Source organism: Paenibacillus nuruki (assembly GCF_001721045.1).
In the GTDB taxonomy this organism is placed as follows: domain Bacteria; phylum Bacillota; class Bacilli; order Paenibacillales; family Paenibacillaceae; genus Saccharibacillus; species Saccharibacillus nuruki.
Window position 1 is genome coordinate 89,986 of sequence record NZ_MDER01000031.1, and the last position, 20,574, is coordinate 110,559.

16 protein-coding genes are annotated in these 20,574 nt (G+C 38.9%); 2 read left to right on the forward strand and 14 right to left on the reverse strand.

Going from position 1 to position 20,574, the window contains the following annotated elements; translation table 11 throughout:
- Positions 1-84: 84 nt before the first annotated feature.
- The 9 genes from PTI45_RS06230 to PTI45_RS06255 all read right to left on the reverse strand — a co-directional run bounded on the left by PTI45_RS06230 (position 85) and on the right by PTI45_RS06255 (position 9,993).
- Positions 85-528 carry a lasso peptide biosynthesis B2 protein gene (locus PTI45_RS06230; protein ID WP_342671968.1) on the reverse strand — a complete coding sequence of 148 codons (444 nt, stop codon included), beginning with the start codon at positions 526-528 and terminating at the stop codon, positions 85-87.
- Positions 518-832, reverse strand: a complete 315-nt coding sequence (locus tag PTI45_RS06235; protein WP_083243382.1) for a lasso peptide biosynthesis PqqD family chaperone — start codon at positions 830-832, stop codon at positions 518-520. Before PTI45_RS06235 ends, PTI45_RS06230 begins: the two co-directional genes overlap by 11 nt.
- A 26-nt stretch (positions 833-858) precedes the next feature.
- Complete coding sequence (locus tag PTI45_RS06240; RefSeq protein WP_069326685.1) at positions 859-1,833, reverse strand: phosphoenolpyruvate carboxykinase (ATP); 975 nt, start codon at positions 1,831-1,833, stop codon at positions 859-861.
- A 145-nt stretch (positions 1,834-1,978) separates the two neighbouring features.
- Complete coding sequence (locus PTI45_RS23870) at positions 1,979-2,113, reverse strand: paeninodin family lasso peptide (protein WP_137221162.1); 135 nt, start codon at positions 2,111-2,113, stop codon at positions 1,979-1,981.
- A 47-nt stretch (positions 2,114-2,160) separates the two neighbouring features.
- Positions 2,161-2,295, reverse strand: coding sequence for a paeninodin family lasso peptide (locus PTI45_RS23875; RefSeq protein WP_137221164.1), 135 nt, complete (start codon positions 2,293-2,295; stop codon positions 2,161-2,163).
- 45 nt (positions 2,296-2,340) lie between these two features.
- Positions 2,341-2,475, reverse strand: coding sequence for a paeninodin family lasso peptide (locus PTI45_RS23880; RefSeq protein WP_137221166.1), 135 nt, complete (start codon positions 2,473-2,475; stop codon positions 2,341-2,343).
- A gap of 33 nt (positions 2,476-2,508) precedes the next feature.
- Positions 2,509-4,452: an asparagine synthase-related protein gene (locus PTI45_RS06245; protein WP_069326686.1), complete on the reverse strand. Its 1,944-nt coding sequence runs from the start codon at positions 4,450-4,452 to the stop codon at positions 2,509-2,511.
- Positions 4,449-5,720, reverse strand: coding sequence for a sulfotransferase family protein (locus PTI45_RS06250; RefSeq protein WP_069326687.1), 1,272 nt, complete (start codon positions 5,718-5,720; stop codon positions 4,449-4,451). The genes PTI45_RS06245 and PTI45_RS06250 overlap by 4 nt, the downstream gene beginning before the upstream one ends.
- A gap of 439 nt (positions 5,721-6,159) precedes the next feature.
- Positions 6,160-9,993, reverse strand: coding sequence for an S-layer homology domain-containing protein (locus PTI45_RS06255; protein WP_069326688.1), 3,834 nt, complete (start codon positions 9,991-9,993; stop codon positions 6,160-6,162).
- 243 nt (positions 9,994-10,236) lie between these two features.
- Here PTI45_RS06255 and PTI45_RS06260 point away from each other — a divergent pair, with 243 nt between their 5' ends.
- Entirely contained in the window at positions 10,237-10,950 is a 714-nt protein-coding gene (locus tag PTI45_RS06260) for an expansin EXLX1 family cellulose-binding protein (RefSeq protein ID WP_069326689.1), read from the forward strand.
- Between the two features lie 79 nt (positions 10,951-11,029).
- Here the strand turns inward: PTI45_RS06260 and PTI45_RS06265 are convergent, their stop codons facing one another.
- From PTI45_RS06265 to PTI45_RS06275, 3 genes are all read right to left on the reverse strand, one after another.
- On the reverse strand, positions 11,030-12,010 hold the full coding sequence (locus PTI45_RS06265; RefSeq protein ID WP_069326690.1) for an aldo/keto reductase: 981 nt from the start codon (positions 12,008-12,010) through the stop codon (positions 11,030-11,032).
- A gap of 182 nt (positions 12,011-12,192) precedes the next feature.
- Positions 12,193-13,173: a hypothetical protein gene (locus PTI45_RS06270; RefSeq protein ID WP_069326691.1), complete on the reverse strand. Its 981-nt coding sequence runs from the start codon at positions 13,171-13,173 to the stop codon at positions 12,193-12,195.
- 597 nt (positions 13,174-13,770) lie between these two features.
- Positions 13,771-15,285, reverse strand: coding sequence for a copper amine oxidase N-terminal domain-containing protein (locus PTI45_RS06275; RefSeq protein WP_069326692.1), 1,515 nt, complete (start codon positions 15,283-15,285; stop codon positions 13,771-13,773).
- 137 nt (positions 15,286-15,422) lie between these two features.
- Here PTI45_RS06275 and infC point away from each other — a divergent pair, with 137 nt between their 5' ends.
- Positions 15,423-15,905 (forward strand): translation initiation factor IF-3, encoded by a 483-nt coding sequence (gene infC / locus PTI45_RS06280; RefSeq protein WP_069326863.1) that lies wholly within the window; start codon positions 15,423-15,425, stop codon positions 15,903-15,905.
- Between the two features lie 82 nt (positions 15,906-15,987).
- Here the strand turns inward: infC and PTI45_RS06285 are convergent, their stop codons facing one another.
- The gene (locus tag PTI45_RS06285) at positions 15,988-19,503 is read right to left on the reverse strand and encodes a PAS domain S-box protein (protein ID WP_069326693.1); all 3,516 of its coding nucleotides are present in this window, start codon (positions 19,501-19,503) and stop codon (positions 15,988-15,990) included.
- A 28-nt stretch (positions 19,504-19,531) separates the two neighbouring features.
- Complete coding sequence (locus PTI45_RS06290) at positions 19,532-20,449, reverse strand: PD-(D/E)XK nuclease family protein (protein ID WP_069326694.1); 918 nt, start codon at positions 20,447-20,449, stop codon at positions 19,532-19,534.
- Positions 20,450-20,574 lie beyond the last annotated feature (125 nt).

Below are 20,574 nucleotides of genomic sequence, written 5' to 3' on the forward strand. Positions count from 1 at the left end.
CAGTGATTTTCAGATCATTTTGCAGTTGGTGATTATACACCCTTTTGTAAAGCACAAAATATATTCATATCCCGTTGATGCTTGCTAGTTTTTAGCAAATTTCCCTACGACCGTATATTGTTCAATTTCTTCAGCACCTGTGACATAAAAAGCACCACTTCGTACCCATGCATGCGCAGCAACTTTACCTGCTGGATTACGGCGCATTCCTAAATACAACGTACTTGGCACTTTGCGTCTGGCTAACATTTTCATAGCTGCCATTCCCATCACCATACATTCCGTTTCCCAGAATACATGTCCGCTTACACGATGTAATGCTCTTGAGACTTGTACCCCTTGCCACTTCTGATCTCTGCTTAGGTCATTGTATGAAGTCTCTTCCATGTAAGTACCTAATGTTGGAGACACTTTAGCAAAAGGTAACATTTTCAAGAACCTTGCCCATGCTAAATATACACATGCTTCAAGCATTAATTTACGCATCGGCATCGGGGTATTACGGAATTTGGCGACCTTACTCCACACGAAGTCCGTCCTTTTCAGCGACTACTTCGATTAATCCTTCTTTAAACATTTGCCCAGCAAATTCACTCACTTGCTCCAGACAGACATCATAAGTTACATCATATTCAGCAACCAGTGTGTTGACGATATTTTCCAATGAAACCGGAGAAGAACTAAGCTCCCAGATCCGTCCACCGACCATCCCTAAATTATAATATTTGCCAGACTCTACATTCATCATGACCGTTTCGCCATTCATATCACTAGCAATATATTGCTCATTTTGTACAACAACCTGATCGGATCCGATTAAGCTTTTGTTCATCATTATTCTCTCCTTTATTGTTCTTTTCAATTGAAATGTTCTGTAGAGTAGATCGTATCCCCCTGCATTTCTTCTTGATAAATTTTACGCATAATCTGATTCATTAATTCTGGCGCTGTAAAACCTGTGGTCGGGCGCAGAATTTGTAAAGCAAATAACTCTCCCGCTAGAGCAGCTGCACTTGAAAAATGCCATTGCTTCAATCCCAGTCTTGGAATCAAGGCTCCACGGTACGTGTGCAACATCATCGCATGTAATCTTTCCAAACGATTCATTTCACGCATCGCTACATATTCACTGTCCATTTTGACTAATTCAAATACACCTGCTAATGGAACAGTCTTATTATGAAAATGCTTGGTCACTGGAATGGCAAATTTGCTAACTTCATCATGAAGTGGCTTAAATTGATCTTCTGACATTCCAAACAAATCCAAGCTTTCTTTCCATAACTTTTGCTGTGGATAAGCAGGATGGACAACAGGCTCTCCATTTTCATAACTGACAGCAATCACATCATCACTTAACAATTGAAATCCAGATTGCACAAATGTAGACGCAAGTGTAGATTTACCTGCACCTGATTCTCCGACAAACGCATATGCTTTATTATTAATTACGACTGCACTGCCATGTAATGGTAAAATTCCTCGTTGTAACAACAATACACCCATACAAGTACCCAACACATACAGACGAATCTTGTCCATATCAGCATCAGGGAACGGATGAATACCGATCCGCTTGCCATCTTGAATACAAAACAAAGCTGTATTTGGAATTTCAAACATAAAGCCAATCGATTGCATCGTAAAATTATTTTCGCGTGTATTCACAACAGATCGCCATTCAGATAAATCCTGAATTTCGATGTTCACATCAGCCTCTTGAGTATCCTGGCGTTGTAACAATTCCGGTAGCAAAATTTCACTATCAAAATGTAATCCAAACGCTTGATAGATTGTTTTATTGATCGTCTTATTTACGGTAAAAATGGTCATTACCTCCCATAGAGCCTATGACTCTGCTTTCTCCGAATGATGTACAAAGAATTTATATATGAAAACAGAAAGCCCCTATACTAACTCGTATAAGGACTTTCTGAACTACTGCTTGCTGGTCTATCCCTTTGGTAGCCTTAAATACTCAGCTAGGGTTATATAGATCAGCATCTTGTTCAGATACCCAGTCAATTTGCTTGTAACCAATACCTGCCATTGTTTCATTAACATCCAAAACTTCTAATGTTGGAGTCTGCCATTGCATTTTTTGTTCTTTCATTATAGTAGCCTCCTTATATTAGAATGATCGATCATTATGTTAAATGCTCAGCTAGGGTTGTACAAATCAGCATCTTGTTCAGATACCCAGTCAATTTGCTTGTAACCGATACCTGCCATTGTTTCATTGACATCTAAAACTTCCAATACTGGAGCTTGCCATTTCATTTTCTCTTGGTTCATTAATATAACCTCCTTTTGATCGTGGAATTGCAGTTAAAAAATGCCTCAGCTAGGATTGTACAAATCAGCGTCTTGTTCAGATACCCAGTCAATTTGTCTCCAACCAATACCTGCCATTGTTTCGTTAACATCTAAAACTTCCAATGTTGGAGCCTGCCATTGCATTTTTTCTTTGTTCATGTTTTCACCTCCTCTATAAAATAATAGTCGTTGCTATGCTAAGTTGCGGATGAATCGCCCAACAATAAGGCTTCTCATCAGCATACGGGTAGCCGGATGGGCTGCTGCATTGGCTTGTGGATGTTCGCCTACTTTTTCTAAAGCTTTCATAATCGTAGTCGTATTCATCCATGCTGCCACTTTAGGGTCTTTACACAAATCTCGAAGCTCTCCTGTAAAGGAAGACCACTGAGGTTGCATGCGTTGTACCCAATCAGCGGGTTGCATGCCTCTGACTTTCTGATTCAGTCTTACTTTATCAGGCAAATCACCAGCCGTAGCACGTCTAATTAATGCGCGATCCATACCCTCTTGTACATATTGTCCAACAGGAATCGAAAGGCAGAATCGAACCACACGAGCATCGCTTGTAGGATCACGTTCCCAGACACCATAGTGTTCAGAAATTTTGGAGGTCATCGCTCCATTTTTATTTGCAATCGCTAGATTTTTAAATTTTTCTAATCGAATATCAAACGCATTCTGAACTTCACGACCAACTAACCATTCTTCTTGTTGCTGTACACGTTCCACCATACCAGTCTGACGCGCTAGTTCTGAATTGATCCAGACTAATGGATTCGGTCGATCTTTAGAAGCAGCAGTCTGATTCCATTTCGGAAAAGCTTTACTATGAATAATTGGCAAAAGACGAGAACGTCCTACACCTGTTTTGTGACCATACAATTTCAGTTCACGATACAATTTAGTCCATTGAAATTTTTTGAGTAGCACTGCGTAGTAATCCAATGCAGGTCCCCACGAAATGGTAAAGTTCCCTCTAGCTCCTGTCAGTAGAACGCCTGCTCCTTGTTGTTGCGCTTGTTCAAATATCCCTCTAATCCAAAATGAATTTTCAAAATATTTGTACGGCATCTCCAAAAAGTCTAGCCATGAGTCTACTTCTGTTAAAGGATTCCGATCGGCAAAATCAAGATAGTTACCTTGAACATTACCGATGTACTTTAACGTCTCCTCAATATACGGACGTTCATCAGGCACTAGAGTCGAAGAAGTCCAATCATCGAAACCGGCAATAGGCACATAACTGTAAGTCTGTAATGACTTTCCTTGCTCTGCCAGAATCTTAGCTGCATAGCTCACCACAGCACCGGAATCTAATCCTCCACTTAACGTTGAGGCAACTCCTAGACGAGTACGAACTTTAGATTTGACAGCTTGGGTGAACACATCACGAAAAGCTTCTTCATATTCTCCGTTTGAACGAAGATGAAGTGGTTCCTCCGGTAATAACGTACCATATTGGAATATATGACTATGCTGCTCTGTGAGGATAATAGCGTGTGCAGGAGGCAACTGTAGAATGTCTTCATATACGGTACCTTTAATATCCAAAGATTCTGTCATACCAGCCATTGTCAGAAATTCGGCCATCCAGGGAGTACTCATTTTTTTCTGAATATCACCTGTCTGAAATAAAGGCTCCATCAATGTCGAAAATGCAAATTGAGAAGAGGTGTGATAATAATATAGAGTTCGATTGCCTGACCAGTCTCGCGCACCATAGAGCTGATGCTTTTTGGTATCCCAGATCATAAAAGCAAAATCGCCAACCAAATGTTGAGGAGTATGTTCCTCCCATTTCTGATATGCTCTCAAAATTAGCAATACATCGGACAATGTACTACCTTCTGCGCGGCTGATCCCCAACGCTTCGAATAGTTCTTCTCGATTATCAATAATGGCGTCTGCGGTGATCACAAGGCCACTGATAGGATCATGATAAGGAACGGTCTGATTCACTGATTCTTCTGTAATCCACCGATCATGACACCCTAGGAAGATATCTTCATCTTGCCAAACCGCTGAAGCATCTGAAGGATACATTCGCAGATTATTCATTAATTGTTGCCCTTGTAGAGCTAACGCTTCTGAACTCTGACGTTGAAAATTCCAAACACCTACAATCGTACTCATTTTTCGACGCCTTTACGAACAAGATAAGCGTTAAATACACGACCTAATGAGCGATTAAATGGAATTAACGATTTGATTCTATTCATTTTTTGCTTCATATCTTTGACTTCTTTACGAAGACGTTCACTTTCCTGATGAAGACGATCGCGTTCTGCATAATGCTGTTCCATTCTTTTTTCTAAAGATCGCAACGTCATTCGCATTCTTAGCAATTCATCTGCTTCAGCCTTATCTTTGTATTCTTGAGACAGCGCATTCGCAACTTCTGGTGAAGTTTCAGGTAGAACAGCCGATTGCATCTTGTACTCTGGCTCCCAGCGACAGCCGGTAGCCTCGGCGAACTGCTTCGTTTTGGCTTCAATCCACTTCATGTCTGGCTCCTCCTCAAACACGACGCCTGTAAGACGCTGTGCTTCTTCAAGCTCTGCTTCGTACCCTAACTCACGAAATAGTCTTGCACCTAGGATACGGCAGTAAGCTTCCACTTCCCGACGGTCTAGCATGGTACGCCAGTTACCGATAGACTTCATATGTGGTGTACGGTGTTCACTGAGATATGGATCACCTACACCCATGCTATAGAACAGTTCCGACTTGGCAGAATCCATATAATCGCCGTATTTTTCGATTCCTTCTTCGTACGAAATATCTAGAAAGCGACATACGTTCTGCATCTGTTCTTCTGGGTGCGCAGCCATTTCTTCATACTTCAACCAGAAAGCATTTTCGTTCTTTTGAGCAAAATATTGTTGATAACGGAATAATCCGACGGTGATATCGACCATCTTCATATTCAACGACGGGTCACTCAGCTGATCTGCCAAATTAAAATTGGGTGCAGAACGCTGATTTACTTTTTTATAAGAAGCCGCTACATCCAACGGGTTACGGAACAATCCGATCCGCTTGGACTGCGGGAATAAACGATCCAAAAATTCAAGAATGTAATAGTAGCGTGGAGATTTATCTACGACCATATCTGCTTCACTTGTAGATAATAGTCCGTTATACACATTGGCTCCAAAGCTACGACATGCCTCATCATACACACTTTCAGGTAGAACGCCGTCAAAGAATTGATTTAGAATAGCTGTTCCACCGTATGCTCGCTTCTCTGGTTTCTTCAAATCATATAGACTCATAAGAAACCACATTTCTTGTGCAGCATAGATACGCGTGTGATTTTGTAGCATCACTGTTGCGAGTGAGCTACCACTGCGTGGCACACAGAGAAGAAAGATGAGTTTGTTACCATTTCTTTCAATCATCCGGTTTCCCCTGCCTTCCAAAACCTCTTTCATACATGTACCCAAAAGTTATTCGTTTTGAATAACAATAATCAGCTAAGTACATTATATATTTAAAAAGAAGAATTTACATGATAAATTTTCCAATTTTGAAAAAAAGTTTAGATAATTAGCTAATATCAAATAATGTTGATACGATAAGGTTTTACGTGATTCTTAATTTATATATTTTACATTTTGACTATTAGATAATGGAAAAACCTTGTCAGAACGCGAAAAAATCTGCATTCGCACTTTTGCGAGGAATGCAGATTTTTTCATTTTTTTCTTTAATTAAATTTGCAAAAAAAGTAAAAAATAAAATATTACATTTTGGTTACAAAACCTATTTTTCTGTCATCATTTAGTATATTTATCCCATTAAAGGAACATTTATTCCCTATTTTGGATCATTTAAATTTTATTTATCTCTATTTATTTTCTGCAATATGCGACTTAACGCTACAATGCTATCAGCACGTGTTAGATTTTCTTTTGGCTGAAATTGTTGGGACGGATTCCCTTTTAAAATACCTTCATTACTTATCCGTTGTATTGCAGAACGTGACCATGAAGAAGCTTGATCTCTATCTTTAAAAGAAATGACTGGATTTGAAGACGGCTCCACTGGACTCTGACTGATAAATGATAAGGTTCTCTCCAAAATAACAGCTAGTTCTTCACGTGTCACTGCTGATTGTGGACGGAACGTACCTTTAGCATCACCCAACATCAATCCTGCTTTAACAGCTGTATTTACAGAATCAGAATACCAAGCTGTAGACTTCACATCAGTAAAGGGAGTTTGCGAAGTAGAAGTATTCATTTGGGCTAAACCTAGTATTCTAGTTAATAATGTCGCCAGTTCAGCACGTGTAACCATACGCGCAGGTTCGAACTGATTATGCCCTGTGCCTGTGACAATCATCCGATCAACAAATGATTGAATATCGGCTTGTGCCCAGTGACCGGATATATCTTTTAATAAAGACTCACTTCGATTGAGAATCAGATACGTACTATTGCTACGGCTATAGATTGTTACTTCTCCATTAGCAATTGTAAATGGAACAGGTGTATATGAAATGTTTCCATTAACAGCTGATTCGGCGCGCACAACAGCGAGACGATTAGCGGCATTCACATTGGAACTGATGATCGAACGTTTGATATATTGATCAAATGACTGCATAGAACGTTTATTGTTCTGCCCATCTAAAATATATCCGTCAAAATCAACAGCTGTACGTACATCATAACCAGCTTGTTTTGCTTGATTGACTGCTGGACTAGCATTAGATAGATCTAGAATAAACTTCTCATTTGGAGCTAATGTCTGTTGCTCAATCATCGAGACAGGTAATTCATACGTACCGATCGGTGTAGATAGGATAATCTGATCGATTGTCGTTTGAGTGGTTAACGATTGTTGTACAGCAGCTTCCCACTGCAATTGATACGTAGTAGCTGCTTGATCTCCTTTGAGCGAAAGACGTAATGTATTGGCTCCATCGGTACGATTTAGCATATCTTTGAGCATCGTCGCTGTTAATGTTGTAGAAGCTACGACAGTATTATTAGTGTTTGTATTCACTGTAGTAGGCATGCTCCAGCTGGCTATGGCTCGATTAGTAGATAGCCCTTCATATTCAGGTACAGTCGGGATTGCTGGTAAAGTAGGATTATCAGTAGAAGGATTAGTTGTTCCTGATCCTCCGCTATTATTTCCACTGCTGTTATCGGATCCTGGTCTTGTTTTATCATCTTTGTCTGAATCTTTTTTGCCAAAATCGATTCTAGCTAATAATGGATCATGATCACTTACTCTTCCATCGGCTTCCATAAAATCAGAATTGATATGCACAATGTCTAATTGAGCACGGTTAGCGATCTTTGAAGTCATTAGAATATGATCCAGTGTCTGCGAATTGCCTTCATATACATAGGAGTAACGTTCATTAGCTGGTAATGTATCTACAAGGTTGGTTAACTCTTTTCCTTTTAACACATCAAGTGTATTGGAAAATTGAAAATCATTAAAATCCCCTAACAATACAATATTAGCTTGACTGTTTTGAGCCAGTGTCTGCTTTACAAATTGATTTAATAGACTTGCTTGCTTGGCACGTTGAATTTCACTACTACGTAAAGGTGGCTGAATACTACCATATAATGCCTGATCTCCACCTTTAGAGTTGAAATGATTCGCAATAACAATGACTTGTTCTCCATTAAATACAAATTGAGCGGCTAATGATTTGCGTGAACTGGCAAAAGCTTCATCGCTCGGCGCAATCCGTACTGGATTATAGTTCAGTCCATTAGCTGTATAAGTGGCAGCTGTTACTGAATTACCTGCACCATTTGAAGCTACAGGTAAGCTTACTCGTTCTGGATTATACAAAAATCCTACTCGAATATTCCCACCGGGTGCACCACCGTCTTGCTGATCTTGTGGAGATATACTGGCATATTGATAGGTCGGTCCACCAGCAAGCTGAATATCTTTGATCAATGCACCAAAGCTCTGACTCGCATCTGTTGTGCCATCATTGGTCTCTCCATTATTATCTTGAACTTCCATCAATCCTAGAATATCAGGATTACGAAGATGGTTGACAACATCATCTGCAATTCGTGCTGTTTTTTCTTGATCTTTGGGATTATTCCAAAAGTTCTCTACATTAAAAGAAGCGATCGTTAACTGTTTACTTCCACTTTGAAGAGTAGACACTTCACGTTGCAATCCATTATCGATCACAGGTGGTAATGCTCCTTCAGGTAATACTTTAAAATTGCTATAACTATAACTCATAATTCCGTTTAGGGCTCCAGCAAATTGATCACCTGTACTCACCGTTTGCGTAGGCTTCGCACTAATGAGCAATCGTTTGGCATTCCATTGATTGTTATCGATCACAAGTCCGCCTGCTGGCGTCACGAGCGGAGAAGATTTCAAATCTACAGTGACAGGAATCTCATACGTATATGGCCCTATAATAGATGCATCATTTAACTGAATCCGCATCCCTTCTAGACTCTCATAAAAATCAATACTATATTGCGTCGGATCATATGCTGTTAATCCGTTGCTAGCAGCAATTTGATTCGGAATACTTCGTCCTTGTTGACCTAGAATGATCGGAGCAGGTAACGGTTGATTAGAAGCTTGCAGACGAATAGCGGATGCAACAATTTCTGTTGTGGTAAGATCAGCTGCATCTGCGTAGCCTAATTCTTGATACTCTTTAATACTTCCATCTACACTCACTTTATCGCCTACTTTTAGCCCATGAGCGGAACGATAGACTAATATGCCTTCAGAAGTGCCTTCATTTGTATCAACGTGATCATCCAATTCTTGCAGATAAAAGCTTGTTTTGCCTTTGACCATGGTTACGATACCTTCAACCTGCTGTACCTCTTTACCTTCATAAGGAGATCGCTGAGCAGCACCTTGAATATCATGAATACGTAATTGCAACGGAGGTTGAATAACCGGAGGTGTCCCTCCTTCAATATCTGCTGTAGAACGTGGTATCAATTCAAATGTATTATTGTAGCGAGACATCACGCCTGTAATACGGGTATAGACTTCACCTACTTCTAACCATGGATTAGCTGTATAGATAATAAATGTACCTGTAGCATCTTTTACCGTATAATTACTACCGCTTTTGCTAACGACCGTCACATTAGGCACACTGATTAATTGAGCTTCATATGTATTTCCTGTTACAAAATCAGTACCCACCACTGTTTGCGGAGCAGGTAACTGAATCGATGCATTCGTAATATTCACTGCGCTGGCAGACGCTTCGATTTGCAATAACGCTTTATAAGCCGTTAATTTACCACGAACTTCGATTTCTTGTCCTTCCGTACCCGGTAAATTCTGTCCACGTATCACAAGACCTGCTGTTCCATCTTGAAGATAGAGGTTGCTATACCCGCTACCCGTTTCTTCTCGATACGTAATCACTCCACGAGTAGATACAGTATCTCCTAAAGATTGAGTCCGCACCTCGTTAATCGGCATCACTGTATATACATTTTGACTCACAGTCTGACGAAGAGCATTTGTAGATACTACATTGGGATGCATTTGTTGTTGAACTACAGTATCTGATACCTGTTCACTTTGATCGGCTGCTGATGCGACATTATGACCACCAACAGATATTCCAGACCACAATGATGTGACCAATACACTTGTAGATACCCCTATACTTATTTTCTTTTTCCACTGCACCATACACTATATTCCCCATTTCGTTTGTTAAAATTCTATGTACTACACTAAATTATCATAAAAGGATAAAGAATAATTCATTTAAATGTAAAATCAATATATTTATAGCGTGCACTTCCTTATTTTTATTTGTCGGATCATTTGTAACCTTCTGGAATTTATAGTATATTTATTTATAAAGTAAACGATATCTATTATTAAAATTATATTTTATAGGTATCAAAGATGCTTTAAGGAGGAATACAAATGAATGTGCCACGGACAACACGCAAATGGAGCACAGCCAGTCTGTTGATTGTACTCGGTCTATTGGTATTTGCTTTACCAGCTTCAGCAGCATGGAACGATACCTATAAAGGATATGCCACTTACACAGGATCAGGATATTCAGGTGGAGCTGTTTTACTTGACCCTATTCCTTCCACTGCCTACATTACGGCCCTTAATCCTACTCAAATGAATTATGGTGGGGTCAAAGCTGCATTAGCCGGTGCTTACTTAGAAGTGCAAGGACCACTCGGTAAAACAACCGTCTATGTGACTGATCTTTACCCTGAAGGACCTAGCGGAGCTTTAGATTTATCACACAATGCCTTTGCAGCAATCGGAGATATGTCTAAAGGCAAAATCGATATTCAATGGAAAGTAGTTAAAGCGCCAATTACAGGTAACTTTAGCTATCGGATCAAAGAAGGAAGTAGCCAGTGGTGGGCGGCTATTCAAGTTCGCAATCACAAATACCCTGTCATGAAATTTGAATATGAAAAAGCAGGTCAATGGATCAGCTTACCCAAAACAGATTACAACCATTTTGTCGGTGAGCAAATGGGGAATCAACCTCTAAACGTACGTATAACCGATATCCGTGGCAAAGTTGTAACTGATACCTTACAAGCATTGCCTAGCGAAGCGACATCTAGCCCTTATATCGTAGCGGGTAAAGCTCAATTTCCTGATTGATCTTTGGCAAAAAAATAAGCGCAGGAATGACCGCCTGTAAAGGAGATCATCACTGCGCTTAATAATAATTGAACCAAATTTAAGGTAATAATGTTCCGCGTGCACTTACATATAAAGTATACCATTCATCCCGTGTCATCAGGCTTGCTTGACGTTCTGCATCTGCACAAGCTTTGATGCGTTCTGGATTAGATGTACCAATAATCGGTTGAATCATAGCTGGATGATACATTAACCATCCTAATACTATCGCTTCTGCTGTCGTTTCTTTGTCTGCTGCCATTTGTTGTACCAATTGAGCTGTTTGTTGAATATGTTTAGGCTCATCTTTGATATCACGGCCAGAGAATTTACCTTGTGCTAATGGACTCCAAGCTTGCAATTGAATATCTTCTGTCCGGCAGTATTCCATTAATCCTTCAGCAAAGTTCACTTCTGTACCTGCTTGTTGATTCACATGCACCACATGATCCACAAAATGAAGATGATTCAGACTCATTTCCAATTGATTGACCGCGAAGGAATCAGGAATCGCTTGTTGCAAAAATTTGATCTGAGAAGCGCTCATGTTGGATACACCAAAATAACGTACTTTACCTGAAGATTTTAATTTGGCAAAAGCTTCTGCCACTTCTTCTGGTTCAACCAATGGATCAGGACGATGTAACAACAATACATCTAGATAATCAATGCCCAAGCGCTCCAAATTACCATCGACGGAATGAAGAATATGCTCTTTCGAAAAGTTAAATCGACCCGGTAGATCGCCTTCACCCAATTGAATACCACATTTAGATTGAATGACGATTTGTTCACGCAGATCAGGTCTAGCTTGCAGTACACGTCCAAAAACTTGCTCTGCTTTCCCTTTAGTATAGATATCAGCGTGATCGAACATCGTAATTCCGATCGATAAAGCCGCTTCAACTGCTGCTTCCGCTTCTTTCACATGTTGCTCTGTAAAAGGTTCTGCATCCCAGCCTCCACCAAACGGCATACACCCTAAGGCAAGACGGCTATTTGAAATTCCACGTTTAGCAAGTGGCATTACTTTAGTCATTTTTATGTTCCTCCTATCAAATGATAGCGCTTTTAACACATCTATACTCTCATACTTGTGATGCTAAATACAATAGCAATCTCTTCTGATCGTCCCTATGATATGCAAAGATATGCAAAAAAGAAGAGATTCTAAAAGCGAATCCCTTCTTTTGCTTACCATCTATGCTATTGTTATTTAATTTATTGGAATAGTTCAAATTCACTTACAGCTACTGTAGAAGGTCCTGAATTACGATCAAAAATCACTTTGTACGTCTTGTAAGCTTTGGTATTGTCTATTTCGTAGACTTTTTTCTGACCGACTTCCCAGCGATAAGAAGATTTAACATCATGCAAGACTTCTTCCCACTGTTCACCATCGTTACTACCTACCAGTGTCCAAAACACAGGAGCAGTCGATTTGTTCGCCAGTGTTAATGAATACCCTTTAACAACTTGAGGAGCATCAAACGTATATTGAAGTGTTGCATCTATAAAGTTATCGTTGTCTGATTCCCAGTAACTATCTGATCCTGTATTATGATCAAATGCTTTCCATGCTGTATCTTCATTCACTGAAGCATATGCTCCACCTTCGACAGATACCATAGAGTTAGCGGCAGGTACCAGATTCGCATTATCTCCAAATTCGTATAATTCTAATTCGCTAACGGCTACAGATGATCCACCGTTGTTGGAAGAAATAAATAGAGCGTATGCTGTATAAGCTGTATCATTAGAAATCGTATACGACTTGGTCTGACCTGGTTGCCACTGAGTCTGATTCGACTGTTCGTCTAGCACAAGCCAGTTCTTACCGATCTTACCTGCTAACTGCCATTTTTTTGGTGCTTCAGATGTATCGTACGTATCTGCTTGCACTGTATATTGAGTGATTACTTTTTTAGTGTTAAATTGATAAATCAACTGAGAGGATGAACCAGCAGGAGCTTTCCATGTGCTTTCTGGAGTAGAATTATCGTCAAATGCTTTCCATGCTTCATGACCAACTTCTTCAGCACTTGCACTTGCTGTACCATTTGTTCCAGTATTTGAACTTAATACAGGTACTACATCATTGCTGTAATTTAGCGCATGTGCCGTTCCGCCTTGATATACAGTCCCCATCAATAATGCACCAAGTAATACCGCACCCGTTTTTTTCAATTTAAGCAATCCCATTGTTCAATCTCCCCTTTAAAATATTAGTCTTACGTGGGATAGCTAGACGTAGAAATGATCTATTCAGAATACTGGTAGTACACAGTTCTGCGGGCTGTGCATAGAGTACAATTATTGTTTAGAATCTACTTCTTTGTTTCCCCCAAAAAACGATCCGTTGGACATCTAATTAAGTTACATATTCATAAGTGGTTAATAACCGTTTTTCCAAACTTTGACACATTTATCATAAAAAAAGTTTTTATAGTCAAATTTTACTAGGTAATAAGTAATTAAAACATAGTGTTATTGAATACAAATTTGTCTGTACTCCTCCTTTCTTACCCCATTTAGAATACAACTAATAAATAAGACATAGTACTTGTGGCGTCTATTATTATATTATGTAGTTTGTATATTACTACCAAATAACCACTATTTACTAATTAACTTATTAAGATGTTGACGCTTTATTCTATAGTCAGTGCGAACACTTTTGCAATACTTTTTTTGGAAAAAATAGGGATTTGATTCTTTTGACTCATATAAGAAGACCAAAAAAGGATATTCTACATAAGTAGAATATCCTTCTTCTGATAACTATTTATTGAGCAACTATTATTTACGTTCGACAACAATATAAGAAGATTCAGAAGTAACTTTAGCTCCTAAAATCTCAGCGACAGAACGTACTGGTACATAAGTAACGCCTTTAATTTTGACCACTTTATGTGTCATTGTTTTCGTAGTTCCATCAGTTACAGCTTTGTTAGAATTCAAGTGAAGTGTAGTCACAGCGCCAGTAATATCATCAGTCAGTGTGATTGTTTTGGTTGTTGGGTTCCATGTGAACTTAGCATCAAATTCTTCAGCTAACTGTTTAACTGACATTAGTAACACACGATCTTTAGTCACTACATCGTATGAAGAATAAGATGAATCTTTATCAATATAGATCGATTTGTTAGCAATCCCTGCGACATCATGTAATAACAAATACACAGGTGAAGTCGTATCGAAGCTGCGCAATAACGCACCTGGTGTAAAATCTTTGGAAGTGACATCTAGAACACCATTAGGTGTTGCAATCGGATCAGCGACAATATTTCCATCTACATTCCAGTTCTCATTTTCGGTATGCAGATTAAACATACTGTAAGGCACATACTCTGAACTAGGCAAAGCGACTGTTAAGTCTACAATTTGCTTACGGGTATGCATATCTTTATCAAAATAAAGATCTAATGTAAGACGTGTATTTGTACCGAAAATCGTTTTGAATTCAGGCTCAGCAGAGACTTCTTTCAAATATTTATCATATTCAGACAATACATCTTTCAAAAACGATTGAACCTCAGCATACGATTCATTAACAAATTCAGCTTTTGTCTGATCCAAAGTGAAGTAAGATACAGAATCTTTTTCTTCATCACTCATTTGTGATTCCGCATACGTGATAAAGTCATACAACGTAGCTAACAGATCACGCCAGCCCGCTTCATCCGTAGAGATACTTGTTAAGAAAGGCTTAACCAATCCGATAAATTCTTCACCGGTAAGTTCAATATGCAAATGAGTCAAATCTACAGACTCTCCATACACTTCTTGAGTCACAGAATCAACAGTGACATTGGATGGGTTAGGAGCATGTTTGAAAAATAAGCTAGCTGATTTGGTAATCAACTCTTTCGCTTGATCTTCAATTTGTTTCATTGTTAGACTAGCAGGTAAAAAAGCCATTTGTTCTTCTGTAGTTAGAGGTATGTATAATGGCTTTTGCGCACCAGACAACGCAATCGTGACTCCTTTCGTATCCATAAACATTTGGAAAGGTAATGTCATTCCACTGTAAGCGATACCACCTTCAACCGAAACATTTCCGTTTTCTTGAAGTTTGGCATGATTGATGTTCAATTGCATTCCGTTCAAAACGGTTGCTATTTTGCGCTCTTCTGCCGACGCTGTTGAAACAGGTGTTAATTGAACTGCAAGCGATTGTTTGGTTTCGATCGATTTTACATTAAGATCACCAACCATGGCACTATTGATGTCTAGATTACCTACAGCCTGACAACCTGACAACAGGACAAGGAGCAGTACTAGCGGCATGATAACCCATTTTCTATTTTTCATAATGTTCCCCTTTCGATAATATATTTCTTTTTCATTATCCCAGTTAAAGTTATATTTGTAAAACCTCAATATCGTCATCAAATGATGCTATTGTATACTAAGTAGGACGAATAAATATGGTTTTGGAGGATAAAAAAGTGATTAAAAATGAAAAAATTAAAGCAATTGAAGTGCAATTAACAGGAATTAATGGAGAAGACCTGGGGATTGTACCTACAGCTGAAGCTTTGCAAATGGCTAAACAACTAAAAGTTGATCTTGTCTGTACTTCTCTTTATAGTAGCCCACCTCCTTGTCAATTGATCTCAGCAGGTGCCGCTAAACAAAATAAACAACAATCCAAAAAAAGTGATAAACCCGTTAAAATCAAAGAAATTCGCTTAACTGCTAATATCGAAGATCACGATTATGAAACGAAAAAAAATCAGGCTGAACGTATTCTACAATCGCATAATGCTGTATTACTAGTTGTCAAAACACAAGGTAGCAAAGAATCGGCTAAAGCTAAAACGATTATTGAAGAATTATTGCGTGATCTTCAATCATCAGGTAAAGCCAAAACAGGAATTCAGGTCAGTGGTAAGCAATCTATGGTACAAATTGATCCTTTAAACGAATAAACGGATTTAAGAAATAAAAAAAGCGTATTCCTCTGATGTATAGAAGGATTACGCTTTTTTATTAGCTTGAGTGTGCCTGTTTTTATTCTTGATGATCTTTTTCAAACTGTAAAGAAGATTGAGAACGAGCAGCAAATGAATCTACACGATGATGAATATGCTGACTCCATTGAGATAAGACTCTTTGTAGATCCGCAGTGATAACCGGCTTACTGATAAAATCATTCATTCCTGCTGTCAGGCAACGTTCCCGATCTTCTTTTCTTGCAAAAGCAGTAACTCCAATAATGATCGGCATGTCTTGAGCTGTATAATAATTATGAATGTGCTGAGTCGCTTCTATTCCGTTCATATTCGGCATCTGCACATCCATAAAAATAAGATCATAATGGGATTCTGTCGCTTGCTGTACCGCTTGTTGTCCATCAGTTACCAGATCAGCTTCATAACCATATTTACTTAGCATGGCAAGTAATACTCTCTGATTCGCCACATAATCTTCTGCTACTAGAATACGCATAGGATAATATTCGGAAGTGACCTGTACATCTTCTAATAATCGAATCGGGTTAGAGCGTGATTCTATATCTAAAGGCAACACAGCGAGATCGTTCAATTCAGCAGATACTTCTAATTTCAATACAAAGTAGAATGTAGCGCCCCTATTCTCGTCACTGGTTACATCGATACTTCCACCCATCAACTCAACTAGCTTTTTACAAATAGATAATCCTAAGCCTGTTCCTCCGTACTTCCGATTTAACACAGGATGCAATTGGGAGAACGGTTGAAATAACTGAGATTGCTGATGAATGGGAATCCCGATTCCTGTATCTTTAACTGAGAATTCTAACCATAACTCTTCACAAATCGCAGACTGTCCTTCTTCACGTTCTAATGGACGAACATGTACAGTAACTGAACCTGCCTCTGTAAATTTAATCGCATTTCCAACCAGATTCACAAGCACTTGTCGGATACGACCTGCATCTCCTACCATCCAGTGTGGTATCGACTCATCCATCTCAAATACCAAATCCAACTGCTTATCTTGTGCTTTAAATGTAAATAATTCTTGTACATTATCCAAAATCGATCGTAAATTAAAGGGCTCTGTATTCAGTGTCATTTTCCCAGCTTCGACTTTACTGAAATCCAGAATTTCGTTTAACAAATGCAATAATGTCTCACTACTGTTGCAGACAATATCCAGATACCCTTGCTGTTGTTCATCCAATTCTGTATCTGCAAGCAGTCCACTCATACCTATGATGCCATTCATCGGTGTACGTAATTCATGACTCATCACAGACAAAAACTCAGACTTCGCTCGATCTGCGCGTTCTGCTGATTCTTTGGCTCGAATAATTTCTTTTTCCCCTGTAATATCGCGGAATACAATTACTGCACCCCGTTGTTCTCCATGATCTATAACAGGCGTCACCTGATAAGCAGCCAGAAAGCTAGACCCATCTTTTTTCCAAAAGACTGTTTCTTCTTCTTGATTGGGTTTACCTTGGCGGATTGCTTGAATAATAGAAGATTCTTCACCTAACACATCATCATCTTGAATACCCCAGTTACGAATTTGATTCGTACGTGTAGAATCGGATAAATGATCTTCAATATCCAGCCCTAGCATCATCGCACCAGCGTGGTTAATAAACATTCCTTCGCCTTCACTATTGATACTAAAAATACCTTCCGATACTGCATTTAAAATAAGAGAATGCTCATTACTTAAGCGTTCAATCTGATGAATATATTGCTTTAATTCTGTAATTTCAGTCACAATTCCGTATAATCCGATAACTTCCCCATGAGCTACAATCGGTACATTGGTAATGTTGGCAGGAAATAGTGAACCATCTTGACGATATACATTTAATTCATACGTCTGCGGGATTCCTTGTCTTGCTAATTTAGCATGATGGATGACGCGCTCAATACTACTTTCTTCAAATAAAGACAATATCGGTTGCCCGATTAAATGATACCGAGAATACCCTGTAATTTCTTCCAGACTACTATTTACCGAGATAAAATGCCCTTTGAGATCAACTGCACATACACCGGAAGGATTATTTTCAAATAAAGAACGGTAGCGATGTTCATTATCTTGAAGAACCATTTCTAAATGTTTGCGTTCGGTAATATCTCTGGAGACTGCTGTATATCCATAGGCATCTCCCTCTGGGCTGTACACATACCGGCTTGTCGTTTCTAACCAGACATAATGTCCTTTTTTGTGACGGCAACGAAAAACAACCGTTTCTTTTTCATTTTTTTGCTCTCGTACACCTTTAAGAAAATGAACAAATAACGGTAAATCTTCTTTGTGAATATGACTATACCCCGGACCTCCGATCAATTCTTCTGCTTCATAGCCAAGAATCAATCGACAAGCAGGAGAGACATATAGAAAAGTCGAGTGTTCATCATCAGCATGACGGGAGATCATATCTAATGAATGCTCGGTAATGATACGGTATTTCTGTTCGCTTTCACGCAATTGCTCGCTAATCAGGTAATGTTCGGTAATATCTTGAGCCAGTCCTATCAACTGCAATGGTTGCTGAGTCTCTTTATCAAGCGTCGCTTCCCAGTATCCATGAATCACTTTCTGTACATTGCCGGGTAACCGAATCCGGTAGCGCATTTCTTCGCTTGTTTTTTGGTGAATAGCCTTTTCGATACAATACTTTACTTGCTCTACATCTTTGGGATGTACAACTGCCAGATACGAATCAAGATTATCTTCAACCGCTTTTATACTTTTGGCATAGATTCGGCGAATATCTTTCGAAAAGTGAATCGTATTTCCTTGTAGATCCCAATTCCATGCACCCAGTAAAGCCATCCGATGCGCATGAGCAATAATATCTTCTTCCGACTTTTGCTTGGTGACATCTTGAGCGATAGCCAGTACTTTCTCTACTTCACCCTGATCATTTCGCATTAATTGTGTAAAAATTTCTAACCACATATAATGACCATCTTTATGTTTGACACGTCTTATAAATGTTCTGTCATCTGCATACATACTTCCAGGTTGGTACATTTCTTGTGCGTCTTCTTCATGGTAGTATTCCATTCTCATTCGAGAAACCATTTCAGACGGTTCATATCCCAAAATCTTTTTGACTGAAGGCGAGACATATTGAATATTGCCATCGGCTCCACTCACAGAAACAATACTGGAAGAATTACGTACAATCATCGAATATAAATCTTCGGCTTCCCGATCTTGCACGACTGTAATGTACATCATCATGTATTGTAACTGCTGTTCCTGATCTGAGAATACATAAGAAACATGTATAGATAACCACACAGGGACATGGTCAGCGTTCATCCAACGACGTTCTACTTTTTCTATGGTGGTGCTATGTTTTACTTGATCTGTTAGCCATTCATCAGCTACATTCCATATTGTTAAAAGATTCCGTAATTCGGACTCTTCGTATTTTAATATTCGGCATAATGCAGGATTGGCTTGTACGCATTGCCCTTGCGCAGAAAATATCGCAATACCTTCGGGGGTATTGGCATACATATGGGCTAGTACAGATTCTTCTGGGGTAGAAGCATTAAACACAAACCCATCCTCCTTTAATCATCACTATTCATACCGCCCTAAATTCGCAAATTTCACGAAAATTGCAGTCTTTACACTTTCGCTGTGAAGGCATCGGTGTAAAAAAGGATTCTGGCTTGGGACGATTGTAATAATCATCATCCAAACAAGACTTCATTTCTTCAATATATCGACCAATACTTTGTTCCACTTTAATAATATCTTCCGAAGTAATCCGATATTCTTTATATTCGCCTGTTACCAGATATTCAACACGAATCTGGATTTTTTCCAGTGGCATATTGTACTTTTCTTTTACATACGAAGCATACAGATACAATTGATCTGAGAAATCGTCTTCACGTCCTGTTTTCCAATCGACAATTACTACGGTACCATCCGGTTTGCGATACAATAAATCCATTTTCACATAGACTTTAGTATCGAATAATATCATCGTATCCCATTTTTCAATTTCTAAAATCTTCATATCCGACCGTGTAACTTCTTTCCAGGTTAACGTATCGTATAAATGACGAATACATTCTTCTTGCCGCTGCTTAATCGTAGCTATTCGGCTATTCAATGTATCGTCACCGTAATATATTTCGGAAAGCATTGTATGGTATTTAGGATTATTCAACCAAGCTTCTACATCTTGAGATTGAATATATGCTTCATTCAATAATTTACGCATTTGCTCTAACAAAAATGCTTGTCTTGGAGCCGTTTGTGATTCTTCCCATTGGCGAAGTGCCGATTCACACATCCGATGAGCCAGATCACCAAATAATAGATAGAAGTTGCGTAATTGTTTTAAACGATAAGCATGGACTTGTTCTTCTGAGCCCAGCTTTTCGCTCCAACCATTATGAGCAGCATAGTAGTGAAAATAATATTTGCGTAAACATTCATCGAACATATTTGCTCGAGATTGAGAGTAAGACCATTGCGGGTATTTTGCCATGCCAGACAGCCTTTCTATGACTTTGAACTATAGATTGTCATCATAGTTTAAATTATAACAAATATTGAGCTAATAACGAGGCTATTCTAGTTATTTTATCAGAAGAATTATAGAGTTTTTCTAAT

Excerpts from the sequence above, each read along its gene's own strand:
- PTI45_RS06235 (WP_083243382.1), bottom strand. The coding sequence starts at position 832 with ATGAACAAAAGCTTAATCGGATCCGATCAGGTTGTTGTACAAAATGAG.
- PTI45_RS06240 (WP_069326685.1), bottom strand. The coding sequence starts at position 1,833 with ATGACCATTTTTACCGTAAATAAGACGATCAATAAAACAATCTATCAA.
- PTI45_RS23870 (WP_137221162.1), bottom strand. The coding sequence starts at position 2,113 with ATGAAAGAACAAAAAATGCAATGGCAGACTCCAACATTAGAAGTTTTG.
- PTI45_RS23875 (WP_137221164.1), bottom strand. The coding sequence starts at position 2,295 with ATGAACCAAGAGAAAATGAAATGGCAAGCTCCAGTATTGGAAGTTTTA.
- PTI45_RS23880 (WP_137221166.1), bottom strand. The coding sequence starts at position 2,475 with ATGAACAAAGAAAAAATGCAATGGCAGGCTCCAACATTGGAAGTTTTA.
- PTI45_RS06245 (WP_069326686.1), bottom strand. The coding sequence starts at position 4,452 with ATGAGTACGATTGTAGGTGTTTGGAATTTTCAACGTCAGAGTTCAGAA.
- PTI45_RS06250 (WP_069326687.1), bottom strand. The coding sequence starts at position 5,720 with ATGATTGAAAGAAATGGTAACAAACTCATCTTTCTTCTCTGTGTGCCA.
- PTI45_RS06255 (WP_069326688.1), bottom strand. The coding sequence starts at position 9,993 with ATGGTGCAGTGGAAAAAGAAAATAAGTATAGGGGTATCTACAAGTGTA.
- PTI45_RS06260 (WP_069326689.1), top strand. The coding sequence starts at position 10,237 with ATGAATGTGCCACGGACAACACGCAAATGGAGCACAGCCAGTCTGTTG.
- PTI45_RS06265 (WP_069326690.1), bottom strand. The coding sequence starts at position 12,010 with ATGACTAAAGTAATGCCACTTGCTAAACGTGGAATTTCAAATAGCCGT.
- PTI45_RS06270 (WP_069326691.1), bottom strand. The coding sequence starts at position 13,173 with ATGGGATTGCTTAAATTGAAAAAAACGGGTGCGGTATTACTTGGTGCA.
- PTI45_RS06275 (WP_069326692.1), bottom strand. The coding sequence starts at position 15,285 with ATGAAAAATAGAAAATGGGTTATCATGCCGCTAGTACTGCTCCTTGTC.
- PTI45_RS06290 (WP_069326694.1), bottom strand. The coding sequence starts at position 20,449 with ATGGCAAAATACCCGCAATGGTCTTACTCTCAATCTCGAGCAAATATG.